Origin of the sequence: Edaphobacter sp. (assembly GCF_035532915.1) — a bacterium.
Lineage (GTDB): Bacteria > Acidobacteriota > Terriglobia > Terriglobales > Acidobacteriaceae > Edaphobacter.
Genome location: NZ_DATKQC010000051.1, coordinates 1 through 17,090, shown reverse-complemented (window position 1 = coordinate 17,090; position 17,090 = coordinate 1). Strand labels below are relative to the sequence as shown.

18 protein-coding genes, 1 tRNA gene, 1 other RNA gene and 2 pseudogenes are annotated in these 17,090 nt (G+C 58.2%); 8 read left to right on the top strand and 14 right to left on the bottom strand.

Going from position 1 to position 17,090, the window contains the following annotated elements:
* Together VMU57_RS02650 and add are read left to right on the top strand one after the other, a co-directional pair.
* On the top strand, nt 1-379 hold a 379-nt coding region (locus VMU57_RS02650), incomplete at its 5' end, for an APC family permease (RefSeq protein WP_325380503.1).
* Between the two features lie 47 nt (nt 380-426).
* Entirely contained in the window at nt 427-1,467 is a 1,041-nt protein-coding gene (add, locus tag VMU57_RS02645; RefSeq protein ID WP_325380501.1) for an adenosine deaminase, read from the top strand.
* 3 nt (nt 1,468-1,470) lie between these two features.
* Here the strand turns inward: add and VMU57_RS02640 are convergent, their stop codons facing one another.
* The 6 genes from VMU57_RS02640 to ssrS all read right to left on the bottom strand — a co-directional run bounded on the left by VMU57_RS02640 (nt 1,471) and on the right by ssrS (nt 6,024).
* Nucleotides 1,471-2,070 carry a hypothetical protein gene (locus tag VMU57_RS02640; protein WP_325380499.1) on the bottom strand — a complete coding sequence of 200 codons (600 nt, stop codon included), beginning with the start codon at nt 2,068-2,070 and terminating at the stop codon, nt 1,471-1,473.
* 98 nt (nt 2,071-2,168) lie between these two features.
* Nucleotides 2,169-2,843: an O-methyltransferase gene (locus VMU57_RS02635; protein ID WP_325380497.1), complete on the bottom strand. Its 675-nt coding sequence runs from the start codon at nt 2,841-2,843 to the stop codon at nt 2,169-2,171.
* A 26-nt stretch (nt 2,844-2,869) separates the two neighbouring features.
* Nucleotides 2,870-3,883 (bottom strand): VWA domain-containing protein, encoded by a 1,014-nt coding sequence (locus VMU57_RS02630; RefSeq protein WP_325380495.1) that lies wholly within the window; start codon nt 3,881-3,883, stop codon nt 2,870-2,872.
* Nucleotides 3,884-3,933: 50 nt separating this feature from the next.
* Entirely contained in the window at nt 3,934-5,043 is a 1,110-nt protein-coding gene (locus VMU57_RS02625) for an RluA family pseudouridine synthase (protein ID WP_325380493.1), read from the bottom strand.
* Nucleotides 5,033-5,779, bottom strand: a complete 747-nt coding sequence (locus VMU57_RS02620) for a prolipoprotein diacylglyceryl transferase (RefSeq protein WP_325380491.1) — start codon at nt 5,777-5,779, stop codon at nt 5,033-5,035. Before VMU57_RS02620 ends, VMU57_RS02625 begins: the two co-directional genes overlap by 11 nt.
* A gap of 56 nt (nt 5,780-5,835) precedes the next feature.
* A non-coding RNA gene (gene ssrS / locus VMU57_RS02615) (6S RNA) lies at nt 5,836-6,024 on the bottom strand.
* Nucleotides 6,025-6,290: 266 nt separating this feature from the next.
* Here ssrS and VMU57_RS02610 point away from each other — a divergent pair.
* Entirely contained in the window at nt 6,291-7,046 is a 756-nt protein-coding gene (locus VMU57_RS02610; RefSeq protein WP_325380489.1) for a hypothetical protein, read from the top strand.
* Nucleotides 7,047-7,085: 39 nt separating this feature from the next.
* On the opposite strand, the gene VMU57_RS02605 is transcribed toward VMU57_RS02610, so the two are convergent.
* From VMU57_RS02605 to VMU57_RS02585, 5 genes are all read right to left on the bottom strand, one after another.
* A complete protein-coding gene (locus VMU57_RS02605; RefSeq protein ID WP_325380487.1) occupies nt 7,086-7,721 on the bottom strand; it encodes an FMN-binding negative transcriptional regulator in 636 nt (211 codons plus the stop codon).
* A 35-nt stretch (nt 7,722-7,756) separates the two neighbouring features.
* Complete coding sequence (locus VMU57_RS02600) at nt 7,757-8,107, bottom strand: cell division protein ZapA (protein ID WP_325380485.1); 351 nt, start codon at nt 8,105-8,107, stop codon at nt 7,757-7,759.
* Nucleotides 8,108-8,153: 46 nt separating this feature from the next.
* Nucleotides 8,154-8,411 carry a hypothetical protein gene (locus VMU57_RS02595; protein ID WP_325380483.1) on the bottom strand — a complete coding sequence of 86 codons (258 nt, stop codon included), beginning with the start codon at nt 8,409-8,411 and terminating at the stop codon, nt 8,154-8,156.
* Nucleotides 8,412-8,533: 122 nt separating this feature from the next.
* Nucleotides 8,534-10,618: a phenylalanine--tRNA ligase subunit beta gene (gene pheT / locus VMU57_RS02590; protein WP_325380481.1), complete on the bottom strand. Its 2,085-nt coding sequence runs from the start codon at nt 10,616-10,618 to the stop codon at nt 8,534-8,536.
* A 47-nt stretch (nt 10,619-10,665) separates the two neighbouring features.
* On the bottom strand, nt 10,666-11,232 hold the full coding sequence (locus tag VMU57_RS02585) for a pyridoxamine 5'-phosphate oxidase family protein (RefSeq protein ID WP_325380479.1): 567 nt from the start codon (nt 11,230-11,232) through the stop codon (nt 10,666-10,668).
* Between the two features lie 176 nt (nt 11,233-11,408).
* Between VMU57_RS02585 and VMU57_RS02580 the strand changes: the two genes are divergently transcribed.
* Nucleotides 11,409-11,765, top strand: coding sequence for a phage holin family protein (locus VMU57_RS02580; RefSeq protein WP_325380477.1), 357 nt, complete (start codon nt 11,409-11,411; stop codon nt 11,763-11,765).
* 68 nt (nt 11,766-11,833) lie between these two features.
* The gene (locus VMU57_RS02575) at nt 11,834-12,271 is read left to right on the top strand and encodes a universal stress protein (RefSeq protein ID WP_325380475.1); all 438 of its coding nucleotides are present in this window, start codon (nt 11,834-11,836) and stop codon (nt 12,269-12,271) included.
* Between the two features lie 22 nt (nt 12,272-12,293).
* Here the strand turns inward: VMU57_RS02575 and pheS are convergent, their stop codons facing one another.
* Nucleotides 12,294-13,409, bottom strand: a complete 1,116-nt coding sequence (pheS, locus tag VMU57_RS02570; protein ID WP_325380473.1) for a phenylalanine--tRNA ligase subunit alpha — start codon at nt 13,407-13,409, stop codon at nt 12,294-12,296.
* 101 nt (nt 13,410-13,510) lie between these two features.
* Nucleotides 13,511-13,597 (bottom strand) — tRNA-Leu (locus VMU57_RS02565).
* Between the two features lie 157 nt (nt 13,598-13,754).
* Here VMU57_RS02565 and VMU57_RS02560 point away from each other — a divergent pair.
* Nucleotides 13,755-14,036 (top strand): hypothetical protein, encoded by a 282-nt coding sequence (locus VMU57_RS02560; protein WP_325380471.1) that lies wholly within the window; start codon nt 13,755-13,757, stop codon nt 14,034-14,036.
* Nucleotides 14,037-14,092: 56 nt separating this feature from the next.
* Here the strand turns inward: VMU57_RS02560 and VMU57_RS02555 are convergent, their stop codons facing one another.
* Nucleotides 14,093-14,662: a response regulator gene (locus tag VMU57_RS02555; RefSeq protein WP_325380469.1), complete on the bottom strand. Its 570-nt coding sequence runs from the start codon at nt 14,660-14,662 to the stop codon at nt 14,093-14,095.
* Nucleotides 14,663-14,876: 214 nt separating this feature from the next.
* Between VMU57_RS02555 and infC the strand changes: the two are divergent.
* Nucleotides 14,877-15,401 (top strand): annotated as a pseudogene (infC, locus tag VMU57_RS02550) (translation initiation factor IF-3); the annotation flags it as partial.
* Between the two features lie 1,405 nt (nt 15,402-16,806).
* Nucleotides 16,807-17,090, top strand: a pseudogene (locus VMU57_RS02545) (hypothetical protein); the annotation flags it as partial.

Here is a 17,090-nt window from a genome sequence, read left to right as displayed (position 1 = left end):
TCCCGATGTCTTCAGCCGGGTACATCCAAAGTTCCGCACTCCCGCCTTTGCCACCTGGGTAGCAGGAATTCTCGTGGCAATTCCGGCAGGCCTCTTCGACGTGGGCACCTTCGCCGAGATGTCGAACATCGGAACGCTGTTTGCCTTTGTGCTGGTCTCGATCGGCGTTATCGTGCTGCGCATCAGGCAGCCGGAGCGGCCACGCGGATTCCGTGTGCCCTTTGGCCCCATCATCCCTATGCTCTCAATTCTGTTTTGCGTGCTGCTGATGGCAGGTCTGCCAGCCAAGACCTGGATTCGCTTCTTCGTCTGGCTGATTATCGGCCTGGTCGTCTATATCTTCTACAGCCGTAAACGCAGCGAGTTTTACAAGGGCTGAAGACGTTCGGCACCATGAGGCAAGCGGCAAGCCCTAAACTGGTACGAATGGCTAAACGAACTACAAAGCGAGACGCAGAGATCGATGTTGTCGACTGGCTCCGCAAACTTCCTAAGGCAGAGCTGCACCTCCACCTCGAAGGCACCATCCTGCCCGAGACGCTGGTCGAGCTGAGCCGCCGCCACGACGCCGAGCCTCTCACCCTCGAATCTGCCCGTGAACTCTATAAGTATGAGAACTTTCTTGGTTTCCTCATGTCCTTCAAGGCCGTTACTGAGCGCCTGCGCGGGCCAGAGGACTACGAGCTGATCACCTACAACATGATTCGTGCGCTGGCGGCCCAGGGAGTCGTGCACGCCGAGGTCTACATTTCTTTCGGCATCATCTATTACTGGAAGAAGACCGAGGTCGAACCCTATGTTGAGGCCATCGAGCGGGGACGCATCCGTGGTGAGCAGGAGTTTGGCACCACCGTCCTCTGGATCATCGACGCCGTTCGTCACTTCGGTGCGGACGAGGCCGCAAAGGTATTTCGCAAGGCGGCCGAGCTGCAGCCGAAGTATCCCAGTATCGTCGGCATCGGCATCGGCGGCGATGAGGCCCGCGGCAGCGCCGACCTCTTCCGCGAGCTATATGCGGAGGCAAAGCAAGTCGGCCTGCGCCTCACCGCTCACGCTGGAGAATCGGTCGGCCCCGAGAGCATCTGGTCAGCAATTAACATCGGTGCCGAACGCGTAGGCCACGCGCTATCAGCCCAGGACGATCCTGAATTAATCGAGGTGTTAGCCAAGAAGCAGATTCCGCTCGAGATCAACGTCACCAGCAACATCCGCACCGGCTGTTGCGCGAACTTCGACGATCATCCCTTGCGGCAATATTTTGATTCGGGCCTGATGGTCACGCTCAACTCCGACGACCCGCCGATGTTTGGCAGCAACCTGCTCGACGAGTATGTTCTAGCCCAGGAGCGCTACGGTTTCACGCTGGAGCAGATGCGCGAGCTTGCAGCCAACTCCGTCGAGGCGAGCTTTCTGCCGCCCGAGCGCAAACTCGCGCTGCTGCGGCAGGTCGAGCAGTACGGCTGGTAGAGGTTATCTTCCGTCCGGCGCAGGCACCATGACGGCGTTGGGATCGACCTTGGGAATGCCGAAGTGACCGCTGAGATGAACAAGATCGAGCGGACGTAGATCGCATGTGATCTGGATAACGCTCATATCGCGCGGAGAGCGCGTGAGCACAACCACACCGCTGATATTCGGCCCCGAGTTGTGCAGCCAGAGATCGGTGATGGGACCGCGAGGCTGTGCCGATGACTCGGGCGACTGGTTAGCGTTGACCAGATGTTTCCAGCCCGCCGCATGATAGCTGGCGATAATGGCGCTCATCGCCTCGGGCGTATAAAAGGCAGGCTCCGAGTAGTGGTAGTTGTCCACCGCAATGCCGGTCAGGGCTGCGGCAGCGCGTTCCGGGGCCATACCGCCGGACTCAAGCAGCGCCTGTGCTACCTGCATCATGGTGCGGTCGAAGCTGAAAGCCGTGTGGCTGGCAGGTTGATTCGCCAGCTCTGTCCACGCATTCTGGATTCCCGCAGGCTGTTGCGCCGATGCGGTAGATACACCGATGAGTGACGCACAGGCCGTAGCGGCTAGCAAGGCAAAGGTTGGCAGCGCAAAACGCAGACGCATCTTCATGGGAGTTCTCCCTCCGTAGTTAGACACCGATGCAGCCTGAGAGTTTCCTGCCTGCCTCGTAATTTCGCAGCAGACAAAGCCGGAGGAGGGGGCTGGCTTTACTCGACGACGACAGCCATGGCAAAGCCGTCATAGCCTTTGCTGCCAACCGTTTGCAGCGCGGTCGCTTGCAGCCTGGGTTCCGACTTCAGCATGTCGAAGAGCTGCCGCGCTCCCTGCACATTCGGGTCTTCACTAGACGCGTCGATGACCTCGCCGTCGCGGATGACATTATCGACGAGGATGAGGGTCCCTTTGCGAGAGAGCTTCAACGACCATGTCAGGTAATTCGGAATATTCTTTTTGTCCGCGTCGATGAAGATCAGGTCGAATGGGCCTTCGCCTTCTTCCACAAGCAGCGGCAGCGTATCGAGCGCAGCTCCCTGCCGCACCGTGACCAACTTGTCCAGTCCTGCGCGCGCGATGTTCTTCCGAGCTACCTCGGCATGCTTCGCATCGAATTCGAGCGTGATCAGGCGGCCATCTTCAGGCAGCGCCCTCGCCAGCCACGTGGTGCTATAGCCGCCCAGCGTCCCGATCTCGAGAATTTTTTTTGCACCCGCAATTCTGGCCAGCAGATGCAGCAGCTTCCCCTGGTTGGGTGCAACATCGATTGTCGGCAAGCCAGCGGCTGCATTGGCCGCCTGCGCCTCTTCAAGAACCGAATCGGCAGGAATCAGCTGATCGGTAATGTACTGGTCGACCTGTTTCCACAACGCCGCGCCTTCAGCCATAGCTTCTGTCTCTCCTGGTTCGTAAGTTATTGTGGCGGCTTCGGAGCGAAGTAGCCCTTCTGCGCGCGGACGTGATATCGCGGGTCAAGTGCCTGCAGATAGATCGTTCGGAAGGATCCATCCTGCCTGAAGTCTGCCGGGCGATACACCAGCGAGTACTGGCTGCGCAGCTCCTGTTCGATGTTGCGGAATCCGACGGCGACGTCTTCGATCTTCGTCGGATAAAAAGCCTGTCCGCCGGTTGCCTCCGAGATGGCCTTCAGCACGTCATCGCCCTTGTCGCGGCTGGGGCTGACGTTGGTGCTGATCGCGTACACGATGGTATTGGCGCGCTGGCACATCTTGATCGCGTCGCTCTCCTGCGCTCGGCTGTAATTATCGTCGCCGTCAGAGACGAGGATCAATGCGCGCCGCACGGATCCCGGCTCGGGCAGATCCAGCATTTGGTCGCGGCAGGTCTTATACAGACTGTCGTAAAGGGCCGTACCGCCTCCGGGCCGCAGCTTGCGAATCCCCTGGTTCAGCAGGTCGACGTTGTTGGTGAAGCCCTGGGCCACGTCGGTCGAAATATCGAAGCCCTCGACAAAGGCCTTGTCGTTCAGGTGCAGCACCTGGAGCAGGAACTCGATTGCGGAGTCCTGTTCAAACTGGAACCGCTGGCGGATCGAGCTGCTCGTATCGAGCATGATGCCGACGCGAAGCGGCAGATTGGTCTGCTGCGTAAAGCCGAGGACCGCCTCCGGTGGCCGTCCATCGTCGAGCAGACCGAAGTTCTGGCGCTGTAGACCGGTAATGAAGCGCCCCTTCTTATCGGTGACGGTGAAGATCAGGTTGACTTCGTTGACCTGGACCTTGATGGTCGTGATCGGCTCTTCCTGCGACGCAGGCTGACCCTGTGGCGTTGTCCTGGATGCTGGCGACTGTTGCGCGGAAGAGGTCTGTGGTGCGGCGGCTGCCGAAGCAGTGGGAGGCGTCGGCTTTGCCTGTGCCCGTAAAGGCGCAGCGGCAAATGCAACTGGGAGCAGCAAAGCAAAGGTCAATAACCCGGGCCTACGATGGGTACGGTTAAATGCGATCACAAGCATTGATTTTACTCAACTCCCCCAAAACCCGTTCGAATCTTCTCTAGAAACGCCTGCAACTCCTGGGGCAGGGGAGTCTTTATGTCCATTGCCTTCTTGCTTTGGGGGTGGGTAAAGGCCAGATGCGCTGCATGAAGAAAGTTTCGATCCAGCGACAGGGCATCCTCGCCGTCGCCAATGCGATGCGGCGCGCCATAGAGGCTGTCGCCCACCACGGGATGCCCCAGCGACTGCATATGGACGCGAATCTGGTGCGTCCGCCCGGTCTCGATGCGAACCTCGACCAGCGTAAACAGGCCGTAGTCCGACTTGATACGCTCCACAACTTTGACATGCGACACGGCCGAGCGCCCATCCGGCCTCCGCGTCGTCATCCGTATACGCCGAACCAGGTCGCGTGCAATCGGCAGGTTGACGGTTGTATCGTCCTTGGCGACGTTGCCGTGAACCAGCGCAACGTAGGTCTTGGCAATCTCCCGCTGCGAGAACATCTCCCCCAGCTTGCGGTGGGTGCTATCGTCTTTGGCTACAACGATGATGCCGCTGGTCTGCTTGTCCAGCCGGTGCACGATGCCGGGCCGAAGCTCGCCGCCAACGTCCGACAGCTTGGCGAAGTGAAAGAGCAGGGCATTGACCAGCGTCCCGCGATTCCTCGCATCCTCGCTCGCGCCCGAACCCGCATGGACCATCATGCCCGCAGGCTTATTAATGATGGCCAGATATTGGTCTTCGTACAGCACGTCCAGCGGAATGTCCTCGGGAATTGCATGAAGCGGGGGCGGATGCGGTGCGCCTTCTATCTCAAGGGACTCGCCTCCGTGCAGCTTGTGCTTCGGCTTGGCAGTCTGGCCATCGACGCGTACCTGGCCATTTTCAATCAGCATCTGCACCCGCGCCCGGCTGATGTCCGGAATCGCCTGTGCCAGATACTGGTCGAGCCGCAGCCCCGCAGCCGCTACATCGGCAGCAAAGGTGCGAATTCCATCTTCCGTCTCATCTTCAATATCGAGCACTGGAACAGGTAAGGGTGCAGCCTCTTCGACGCCGCGCGTGGCGCGGTATTCCGCCATGACGGAGCGGCGGCGCTGGCCCTTGGGCAACATATTTTTAGACGGCATGGGACACCAGCTTTCGTGGTCGCAGCCAGATGATTCCAGCCGCAACGATCATTCCTATGGCAACCCATTGAATCGGATCGAGAACATTGCCGAGCAGTTCGACAGACGGATCGGGCTGACGCAGAAACGTCAGCAGAAACTGTGCAACCCCTACGGCAGCCAGCGCAAAAGCAGCCGTATCGCCGCGCCTTGGCCGTCGCCGCAGATGTCCAAAAAGTACCACCGTAAGCAATACCGCCACAATCGCAGCATACAGGGCTACCGGATGGAGCGGAATTCCTCCCGCGATCATCGGCCTTCCCCATGGCAGCGTAGTCACCAGCCCCGGGTCGCTGCCCTCGGCAAAGTGCCCCAGCGCAAGAAACGCCCAGATCAGCGTCGCGCATGGAGCCCACGCATCCAGCGTCGCCAGCAGCGGAAGCCGTCGAACCCGCAGGTAGAGCAACGTGACGATGCCCGTCAGCAGAAGTCCCAGCGGCGTAAGCGAAGGCACCGCCAGCAACAATATCGGATAGGTCAAGAAAGCGTGCAGGTACATCACCACCAGCAGCAACCGCGAGAGTACGAACGCAGAGAGCAGAAGGAACAGCCCCGCATTCCAAAGCCGGTCCGGGCTAAGCCCTGCAATGGTTGCCGTGCGCAGGCTAAGCGCCAGCGCGGCCATAAGTCCCACGGCGGCAAGGACACCGAAGGTAGGGAGAGTAATGTGGCCGAAGTGGAGAAGGGTGGGATGCACGATCAAAATTCAGGCGCAGTATGCCGCCGCTAAAGCTATCGCAGAATAAAAAAGAAGACCGACCCGCTGGGCCGTGCGACGAAGCGCTGGTGAACCCGTCCTAAGACGGCGGGACCCTGCCGTGGCTCTTTAGGCATTCCGGACTGGCGGACGTTGCACACCGAGCCATGTATACGAGTCAAGACCCCTGTTCAATGAATGTTGGTTCAACCAGCGTAGATCGCGCACCTGCTTCGCAGGCCGGTTTCTAGGTTGGATGCTAAACGCGGCGGCGCGGATTAGCAAGTTGACAGCACGGCGTAGTATAGAAGCGCATTCTGCCGCGCCTCTCCTCCGCGATGAGTTGTCGAGAAGCCCGTCATCGGTCAAATCAATCTCTCTGTGAACTTGATTGCCTATGATGGGACTGCATCAAATTGTGCGATACGCCATGAACTCCAGAGCATCCACGGCCATTTCGCTAGTTGCATTGATCGGATTTTCGTCTGCGCTATGTGCGCAGGGGGCGAAGATGCCCACGCTGGACGAGATTCTGCAGCGGCTGGACGCTAATCTGAGCTACTACGACACCGGTGTCCCGAGCTTCTTCTGCGAGGAGCATGTCGTCTCCGAGAGGGACCACGGCCCACGGAAGGAGGACGACACCGTCACCGACTCGGTCTTCCGCCTCAAGCGCACTTCCAACCTCGACCATACGACAACTCTTGTAGAGTCGCGCGAGATCAAGACCGTTGACGGCAAGCCAGCGACCTCGCAGGATATGGACGGCCCCACTATGCTCAGCGGAGCGTTCGAGGGCGGCCTCGCCGTTGTCTCGCTCAAACAGGCAGCCTGCACAAACTACACGTTGCAGCGGATCCATAAGAACCGCCGGGCCGACCCTTACATTGTCCGCTTCGCGACGGTTCTCACTCCCCAGAACACCGCCGGCTGTCTTCTACAGGAGAGCAGCAAGGGACGTGTCTTCATCGATCCCGCATCCATGCAGATCACGCACCTGGAACTCAACACCCCGCACCACACGATTACCCCTGGGGACAGATACAGATCGCCCTTCATCGGCGAGCGGGTCATTACCGTCGACTATGTGCCTGTCCTCCTCGGTGGCAAGACCTTCTGGATGCCTTCGACGATCGCCTTGCGTGTCACCAGTGGTTCCGGAACCTTCCATAAGATCGTCTGGTCGTTCCGCGCCAGCTATCGTAACTACCACAAGCTGGAAGTCGAGTCGCGTATTGTTCCCGGCTTCAAGAAACCTGCCCGCTGACTTGACGCAATCAATCCTGAAGTTCAAGTGGCGTAGCTTTTATTTCTTCTCCCCAGCCACAAGCGCTTTCATCGCCAGGCTTTCAGGAGTATTGAGACGCTCCAGCCCCTCGACGACCCCGGCGCGGTCGCGCTCCGACCGGTTCTGGCTGGCCTTCCATTTGCCCTCGATGCGTTCGATGGGAAGCTCCAGCCCGACGATGCCGTTCAGCAGCGACGCCACATAATCGGCAGGCGCATCACTGACCTGCCACGGAGTAGGAAAAGCAGCTTCATGAACGGTAGTCAGCGCATTGAGATGCTCGATGAGCCACGCAGGGTCTTCAATCACCTTCAGAGTCCCGTAGACATGGACAACGGCATAGTTCCACGTAGGCACAACCTTGCCGGTCTCTTCCTTCTCGACGTACCAGGATGGAGTGATGTAATGCTCCGGGCCGGAGAAGATGGCCAAAGCCTCGACCTCAGGCTGAAAGTCGCGCCATTGCTTGTTTGCCCGCGAGAGATGCCCCTTCAATAGTCCGTGCGTCGCCGATTTGCGTTCGAGCACCATCGGAAGGTGCGACGCGAAGAGGCCGGAGGAAGTCATCGTGACCAGCGATGCCAGCGGATGCGACTCAATCAGATCGTGCAGCACTTCGAGCCGGCTTTCTTCGTTGGCTTTGGGGATATACACGCAGGCTCCTCTTTTCCGAGGCGATGGGCAGGAAACTAACCGGCCTTGCGCTCTTCCAGAACCTCGTCCAGCAGGCCCGCCAGCGATCCCGCGCGCGAACGCATCGAGACCTGCGACTGCGACAGGCTTCCGGCGAGCACATCCTGCCGCTGCCGCGCGGTGCACAGCTCGTCGGCGATGTTCAACGCTGCCAGCACTGCCACGCGCAGGCTGTCGACCGTGCCGCCATGCGCCGAGACCGCACGCATCTTGGCATCGACTATATGAGCGAGCCGCTCGATATAGTCCGGGTCCGTCCCACGCAGGTTATAGATCTGGTCGTAGATCTCGACGGCGATGGACTGGCTTTCGGCCTGCTGTTCCGGGACTTCGACTGTCTGCTCCATCGCTGCTCCTTGTGAAAATTCAGTAAGAGGAGTTCGTCAAATCGAGTTAGAGGAGTTCGTCCATCTGTTGCAGCATCTTCTCGACCCGCTGGCGCACGGCATCGCGCTCCTTGGTCAGCGTGTTGAGCTGCGACTCGACGGCAATCTGGGCAGTAAGCTGGGATTCAAGCTGTTCGTTCAGTGATGCAACCTGGGCTTCGGCAGCAGCGCGGGCTTCGCGCTCCCGCTTTACGATCTCAACGGCACGAAGGACTTTTTGCTCAAGCGCCTGAAACTCATCGACGCTGATGGTAGATGTACTCATATTCTTAAAGTATAGACGGCAGCGACGTGGATTTTGTTGGGGAAAAGCTGTGTGGAATCTATGTGGATGCCTGCCTCTTTTGCTGCAAACACTTGCAGCAGGTGATGGAAAATGCTTCGACCCTAAAGCCCCGGAGCGCGAATCGTCCCGCCCAGCTTGGTCAGCGTGGCAATAATGTTGCTCCACCACGTCGTCAGCTCATCCTCCCGCAGGGTGCGCTCGTTCGACTGAAACACGCACTTCAGCAGGATTGCGTAGTAACCCGGCGGCACCGACTTGCCCTTCGCATCCCTGAAGATCTCGGTCGGTGCCAGCCGCTGTAGCTCAGGAATCCCCAGCGCACGGATCGCCGCAGCAATGGTCTGCCACTGCATCGAGTCAGAAAAGGTAAACGAAAAATCGCGTTCGACAGCCTGAAACCGCGAGATCTCACGCGCCGTCACCTGGCGCAGGGGAATCGCATACAGCTTGTCGAGGTCAATCTGCGCCAGATAAATGGGCTGCCGCAGCTTGCGCCGGGCTGTTTCTGAAGCGGAGAGCTCGCCAAACCGAGCCACAGGCTCGCCATTCAATAACGCTGTAGCACTTCGTCCCGCCTGCAACCACACCGGCGCATCGGCCGTAAAGGCAACCTCGCCGCAAGCAAACAGCGAGAGCAGCGACTCAATCACGCCCTTCAGCTCAAACACTGGAGCATCCTGCGCACTATGGAGCGGACTTGCCGCCACCGCTCCCGTCAGCCCCAACGACAACGAAGCCGACTCCACCACCTCATCGGTCCCGCCAGTAAAGATGGCGCCCTGCTCAAACAGTCTCACCGTCTGCACATCGCGGTTCAGGTTATGCGCCAGCATGGTCAACATTCCCGGCACCAGAGAAGGCCGCAGCAACGCCGCCTCCTCCGACAGAGGATTCTCCATCGCAACTGTCCCCTTGCCCGTCGCTGCAAACAAATCGCTCTCGGCCTGCGAGGCAAAGGTGCTCGAGATCGATTCGCTGAACCCCAGCGCCAGCAGCCGTTCGCGCACCGCGGCCTCGGCAGCTGCGGCAGGATGCGCAATCACAATGCCCGGAGTCGGCAGCGTATTGGCAAATCCGTTGTAGCCGTAGACCCGCGCCACCTCTTCGATCAGGTCGATCTCGCGCTCCAGATCGAGCCGCCAGCTCGGCAGCTTTGCCGCAAACGTATCGCCTCCCGTCGCCGTCAGCTCACAGCCCAGCGCCGCCAGATACTGCGCCACAATCTCCTTAGTAATTCCCTCAGCGGCAATCGTCGTCCCGAGATGCCGCTGCACCTGCCTCACCGAGAGCGCAATCGGCATACGATCAGCCGTCTTCGCCGCAGCCGCTGGAATGACTACGTCCACAAGCTCGCCCTCAACCTGTCCGCCGCTCTCGAGGATCAGCCGCGAGACCAGCGCATTGGCCACCGGAGCAGCATTGAAGTCGGCTCCCCGCTCAAACCGGTGCGAAGCGTCCGTGTGCAGCATGTGCCGCCGCGAGCTACGTCGAATGCTCGCCGGATCGAACCACGCCGCCTCCACCAGAATGTTCTTCGTCTCCGCCGTAATCATGGAGTCCCAGCCGCCCATCACGCCTGCCAGCGCCAGCGCCTTCTTCTCGTCGGCCACTACAAGATCGTCTGCCTCCAGCGTCCGCTCCGCCCCGTCCAGCAGCCGCAGCTTCTCGCCCTTGCGCGCTAGCCGAACCACAATCCCGCCCTCAATCTTGTCCAGATCGAAGGCATGCGTAGGATGCCCCATCCCCATCAGCACAAAGTTGCTCGCATCAACAGCATTCAATATCTGCTTCTGCCCCAGCAGGTTGAAGTATTCAGCCACCCGCCCCGCACTCGGAGCAATCGTCACCCCGCGCAGCACCCGCGCCGTAAACCGCCCACAAAGCTCCGGCGCCTCAATCCGCACCGGAAAAGTCCTTGCGGCCGCCACTGCAACAGGCAGCGCCGTCTCCAGCGGAGCCAGTGGCAGGTTATAGATCGTTGCCGCCTCCCGCGCAATGCCGTAGTGGTTCATCGCATCGACGCGATTGGTCGTAATGTCCATCTCAAAAAGATGGCCATTTCCTTCGCCAAGGTCATGCACGCCTTCGACAGCGATGCCGCGAAGCGTCAGGTCATCGGCCAGTTGCCGGTCAGAGACGGAAAGTGAGGGCAGATAAGAGCGGAGCCAGCTTGTAAGAATCTTCATGGTGGACGCTCTCTAGTCTAAATGTTGAGCTGCCCGCCTCGCCGCGGTCACGCAGAAGTGGGCTCCTCAAACAGCCCGGTCGGAAATCCATCGATGCTGCGCTCATTTTTCAGGTGCCAGTACTCCTCCAGACCCTTTTCGCCCTTCGCCTCCGCCCAGCGCGTGAGCTGATCGCGCTCACCCGCATAGTCGAACAGAGGCACGCCGAAGCCGCATGATGTCTGCACCAGATCGACGTCCAGCCAGACCATCTGCCGCGCTCCGGGAGGTTCCACGCCTCCAAACTCAGAAGCCAGCAGGTCGGCGTACTCGGAACTATGACGCGGCACAATGCGCCCCTGCCCATACAGCCGAAGAATCAACGGGGGCCCTTCAAACGCACAGAACATAAGAGTCAACCGGCCATTGGCGAGCAGGTGGGCGGCAGTCTCATTTCCGCTGCCCGTGCGGTCAAGATAGACCACGGTATTGGCTGTCAAGACGCGGAGCGCAGCGCCATCCCGCGGCGAGACATTGACATGCCCTTCCGCCGCAGCCGAGGCGTTGAAGAAGATCCGCTGTTTTTCGATGAACTCGCGATGGAGCGGTTCAATCCGCTCAAACTGTTTCGCCACGGTTGGTAGCCCTCCCTCGGAACATTATCTCGCGTGATACTTAGACATTCCGAAGAGTTCGTTGGACTCATCAAACCGGAATCGTTTTAAAGAAGATAGGGTATGCTTTTTCTGTCAGTGAGCCTGACCGGCGAAGTCGGAACTTAACTTCAGGCTGAAAAGAGAGAAAACCGATTATGCTCCGATTACTTCTGCACTGGATATTGAATGCAGTGGCCCTGCTGATCGTCTCGCACTTTGTCGAGGGATTCCACGTCAGCAGCCTCATCTCCGCGCTCATTGCGGTCATCATTATCGGCCTCTTCAACGCGACACTCGGCCTCTTTCTCAAAATCATCACGCTGCCGCTGGGGATCCTCACCTTCGGCATCTTCTTCCTGGTCATCAACGCGGTGATCCTATGGTTCTCCAGCAAGTTCGTACCGGGCTTCGCCGTAACTACCTTTGGCGCGGCTTTTTGGGGTGCGCTGGCTCTGGCCGTCTTGCATCTGCTGTTCGGCTTCATTGGCCTCTCAAAGAAAAAGCGCTCCTAGCATTTAAAACGTCTGCCTCACAACCTGAAGCATCACAATCTCGTAAGTTTGCAAGCTGAGGAGATGCGATGTTCAAGAAGATTGCAGTTGCATTCGATGAATCGCCGGAAGCGGAGCGTGCCTTTCGTTCGGCGCTCGATCTGGCCACGCTCGTCGCCGGAGAGATCTATCTCATCACCGTCATCGAGAACCAGCCCGCTTATATGAGCTACGTATCTGCCGTTGCTCCCGAGGTTCCGCTACTGCTCAAAAATCAGAAGCGGGCCTTTTATGAGGACTTGCACAACAAAGCCCGAGCCATGGCAGAGCAGGCCGGTATCAGCCTGCGCTCCGAGTTGATCGAAGGAGACGAGATCGACGCTCTGCTCCAGGGGATCGATCGGCTATTGCCTGAGCTTCTGGTCGTTGGCCTTCGTCGTGAGCCTGGAGGATTCAGCCGCTACCTCGGCGGCACGGCCCACCAGTTAGCCTTGCACGCAAAATGCGACGTGCTCGGAGTCCGCTAGGGGCGGCCTTTGCTTATTTTCCTTAAGCGAACTGCTCCAGAAACCGCATATCGCCGCTATAGAACTGCCCAATATCCGAGATGCCATGTTGAATCATGGCAATCCGCTCGACGCCCATGCCAAAGGCAAAGCCGGTGATGCGATCAGGATTGTAGGCATCGTCATCGAGACCCAGCTTGCGCCGTTCGTCGGTCACTGCGGCAAACACAGCAGGGTCGACCATGCCGCAACCCAGCAGCTCAATCCAGCCCGAGTGCTTGCACTTCCGGCAGCCCTTGCCTCCGCAGAAGATGCACGAGATCTGCACATCGGCCGACGGCTCCGTGAAAGGGAAGAAGCTGGGAAAGAACCGTGTCTTCACCCCCGAGCCGAAGAGCGCCTTCATCGCATGGTCGAGCGTCCCCTTCAGGTCAGAAAAGGTGATGTTCGTGTCCACGCAAAGTCCCTCGACCTGGTGAAAGATCGGGGAGTGGGTAGCGTCCGCGGCATCGTTGCGGTGCACCTTGCCCGGAATGACGATGCGGATCGGCGGAGCCTGAGCCACCATCGTCCGTATTTGTACCGGCGAAGTGTGCGTCCGCATCAGCAACCGGTCGCGGCTCGCCTTCGATCCCTGATTCGCGATCTGAAGCGTGTCCTGCGTATCCCGCGCCGGGTGGTTCTGCGGAAAGTTCAGCGCCTCGAAGTTATAGAAGTCGCTCTCCACCTGCGGCCCAAGGTTGGTCGAGTAGCCAAGATGGTGGAAGACCCGAACGATCTCCTCCATCGTCTGCAGTAGCGGATGAGCGATCCCCGGTTGCCGAACCGTTCCCGGCAGCGTAATGTCGATTCCGCGCACCACCGCCGCGCCAGACGCAGCCACTGGGGCCTCAAGCGCCGCCTCAATCTCCTGCTTGAGTTGGTTGAACCGTATGCCCAGCGGTTTGCGCGCCTCGGCCGGGGCCGATTTCAACCACGCCTCGCTGATCAGCTTCAGTCGGCCCTGCTTCCTTCCCAGCCAGTGCAGCCGAAAGGCCTCCTGCGCGTTAGGAGTCGCGAGCGTCGAGGCCCCGCTGCGGACCTCGTCGGAAACGGCGGCAAAGGCGCTGTCAAGCGCGGTCTCATCGTAAGTCAGTAGCTGGGGGATGGCATCGTTCATGGTGGACAGTGATAAGGATAAACGACACCGGATTCCTCGGCGTCCTCAACCCTCTCAAAACAGAAATGAGCACCCCGAAAGGTGCTCATTCTTTTAATCTTTGGTGCCGAAGGGGGGACTCGAACCCCCACACCCTTGCGAGTACATGGACCTGAACCATGCGCGTCTGCCAATTCCGCCACTACGGCCCGGTATAGACGTTCCAGTAAGATCCAGAACCGTTCAACCGCGAGCATTCAGTCTTACAAACACCGGCGCGCCTGTCAATTCCACTGCCGCGTGAGAGACCATTCCCGCAATCTAGCATCTGATTATCTACGAAACCTCGAAGCAGGACTTTTACTCATGAACGATCAAGGCTCCAGGCCCGGCACGCATCCCTCTGATTCCCGGAACGACAGCAACGCTCCCCAGATCCCCGAAGATCTCGCCGTCGAGATGCGCAAACTCGCCCACGACCTCAGCAACGCCCTTGAGATCATCGTGCAGACCAGCTACCTGCTCAGCACCACTGAGATGAAGGAGCCCGCCTCCGACTGGCTGCGCATGTTGGACGGTGGCGTCCAGAAGGCCCTCGACATCAACATCACCCTTCGCAATTACATCAAGGCCCACAGCTCCACCTAAAGCTGCCCACCCAAGGCAGAAAAACGGACAAAATTCGCGCAGGAAAACCGCACAAATCAGCTCCGCTTTTTCCCGGAAGCTTTCTTTGCCGTCGTTTTCTTCACTGCCAACTTCGTTGTGGCAGCTTTCTTCGAAACTGCCTTTTTGGCCGGAGCCTGCTTGGCAGTGATCTTCTTGGCTGGAGTATTCTTTGCCGGAGATTTCTTCGCCGAGGTCTTCTTCGTAGCCGCCTTTTTCCCGCTCGCTCCTTTGGCCAGCTTGCTTTCGTGCGAAATCAGCAGCTTTTCAAGTTGTTCCAGCAGAACGCGCGTATGCATCGGCTTCACCAGCATCTTGTCCGCGCCCATCTCCTGCCAGTCCTCCTCCGCCGCTGGAAACGCCGTCAACAGCGCCACTGCCGGCCGATATGCCGCCGCCCGTGCTGCCTCGATGACCTCCAACCCGGAGGCCTCGCCCTCCATCCGCATGTCCGTAATGACCATCTGGTACTCATGCGTATGCAGCTTCGACCGGCCTTCCTTCGCCGAAGCGGCCGTGTCCACTTCAAATCCACTGATTTCGAGCACTGCCTTCAAAGTCAGCAGTACGGCAACTTCATCATCGACCAGCAAAATGCGACGTTTCATTGGTTTCCTCTCATCGGCGGAGCATACACACAGTATCTGCTATTCCGTCTTCAAGGCAAGCCGCCGCGTCCCGGTTCGTGCCGCATCCGAATCGTGGCAATAGAAGTGCTATACTTCACGTTGCGACGCAACCTTTAAGACCTGAGGTGCGCCTAACCCTATACAAACGCATAGCGAGCCGCAAAGCACGCTGTGGAGGCGACTTATTCCACCGATCGATAAACGTTCCGCAAAGTCTTTCATCCGCACCAATGAACGTATCCGCGCACGCGAAATCCGCGTCATCGACGAGAACGGCGAACAACTCGGCGTCATGGCTCCTTTTGAAGCCCTCAAGATGGCCCGCGAGCGCTCTCTCGACCTCGTAGAGATCTCCCCCAACGCCGTTCCTCCCGTCTGCAAGATCCAGGACTACGGCAAGTTCCTCTACGAGAAGGACAAGAGCGACCGCGCCGCCCGCAAAAAGCAGAAGATCATCGTCATCAAAGAGGTCAAATTCTCCGTCACCGTCGACGAGCACGACTATCAGACCAAGAAGAACCAGGCAGTCCGCTTCCTCGGCGAAGGCGACAAGGTCAAGGCGTCGCTCCGCTTCAAGGGCCGCCAGATGGCCCACCGCGACCTCGGTTACAAGATCATTAACCGCCTCATCCTCGATATCGGCGACGCTGGCCTGGTCGAATTCATGCCCCGCATGGAAGGCACAACGCTTCATGCCATCATCGCCCCTTCGAAGAAGGCGGAAGCCGTACCCGTAAAGAAGCCCGCACCGGTCACCCCGACGCCCGCTGAATCTGCCCCTGCTCAGGCTTAGAACCTGCATCCCCGCCGGACACCTCTTCATCATTTCGAGGATTAGGCGGGGATCGTTTTTTCATCCCCCCGAAAAGTTCACATTTCAAGTCTCTGAACCGGAGATTGTCGTCAACGCGACTAAGTCCCGATGGCTCCGAGTGCCCTGGTTCATGTTTTTGAGTTGGTAAACCCTCGTCCATTCCCCCCCTGTTTTCAGGGACGTCTTCTACCGTTGGCGTAGATCGGAGAAGCCTGTCGGCCTGAGCTAGGTCTTTCAAGGGACGTCTGTCGCCCACTGTGGCGCGACGATCCCGCAACTCCGCGTCGCACCTCGTCAGGGATAAAAGATCTTTTGCCAGGAGAACTCCGGCGCAGGGACCCTCATTTATCGAACTCCCCTGACGAACAGCGATCCCAAAACCTGTCAAAAGCCCCTAAGGAACCTCTGATTAAGTCTTCGTTTTGAAAGGGCGTGGCTTCAGCCGCGCCGCAAATCGCTCATCTATCACGGGCTTTAGCCCCCGAAGGATGGTTCAGGAACTTAATCAGACCTCCGCTAAAAAGTCCCCCGTGGACTCGAAATAACGTCATCTCGACCGGAGCAGCGAACGGTTTTTGTCCTCTGCGGAGTGGAGACGATCTGCACGCATCCCCGTCCACGTCGTCAGGCAAAGTTCGAAGGCGATGGGTTCCCAAAACAATAGAGCTGCCGTCCCCATTGCCCAGGATCAGGATGGAGAAGAAAAAACGAATGCGACGGTAATGTAGTGCCTCCCGTCCGTCTTATCTCCCTCGACACTAATCTTCCCGTTCTGGGTAATTCATTCGCAGTGAATCTGAAAAGGGAAATTAGATTCCACTTTTATCAAGTGAAAACTGCATAGTCTTGCGCATGCAAAAACCGCATAGTTACGTCGGTCACTTTTGCAGTTTAATACTCAAGTATGTCTTTGATTCTATTGGACTTACTTCCAAAGCGATCCTACTCTCAGTCTATCGAATCTGTCCACCAAAATCGACAGTAGAGAAATACAACTTTTGGGGTACCCAGTCATGAAAAACATCGTCCGCGCTTTCGTAGTCGTCCTCGCCCTCACCGGTGCCGCTGCAACCACCCAGACCTCCTCCGCCTCTTCCAAGGCCACCATCACTGCAAAGGTCAGCGCTGCTCCGACTCCCATGTGCCCCCCGAATTCTCCCAATGCATGCAATTTTGGAAGCAGCTGGTAGTTTTTCGAGTAGTTCGTTGCAAAGATCGAGTTATGCAAAAAATGCTTAGCTTGCGATTTATCTGTTGTATGCCCCCGTGGAATAGGCTAGGCTTTTATTAGTCTCACGGGGACGGCAAGATGAATGCAGCTTGGATAGTATCTCTTTTTTCGTATCTCGAACCTTTGCTCTGCGCAGCGGCTCTTGTATTCCTATTGCGCAGCGAAGCCGTACGAAATTTCCGTTATCTGGTTGCATTCTTATCGGTCAGATTAGGGGCGGATTTGGTTTGGTTGAGCTTAGTTAGGCTCAACACTTTAGCTCTCATCGATAAACATCTGGCATATCGTATTTATTTTTATGTCTACTGGAGCTCCTACGCCTTGGAAGCTGCACTCTCGCTCCTTGTCGTCTATAGCATCTT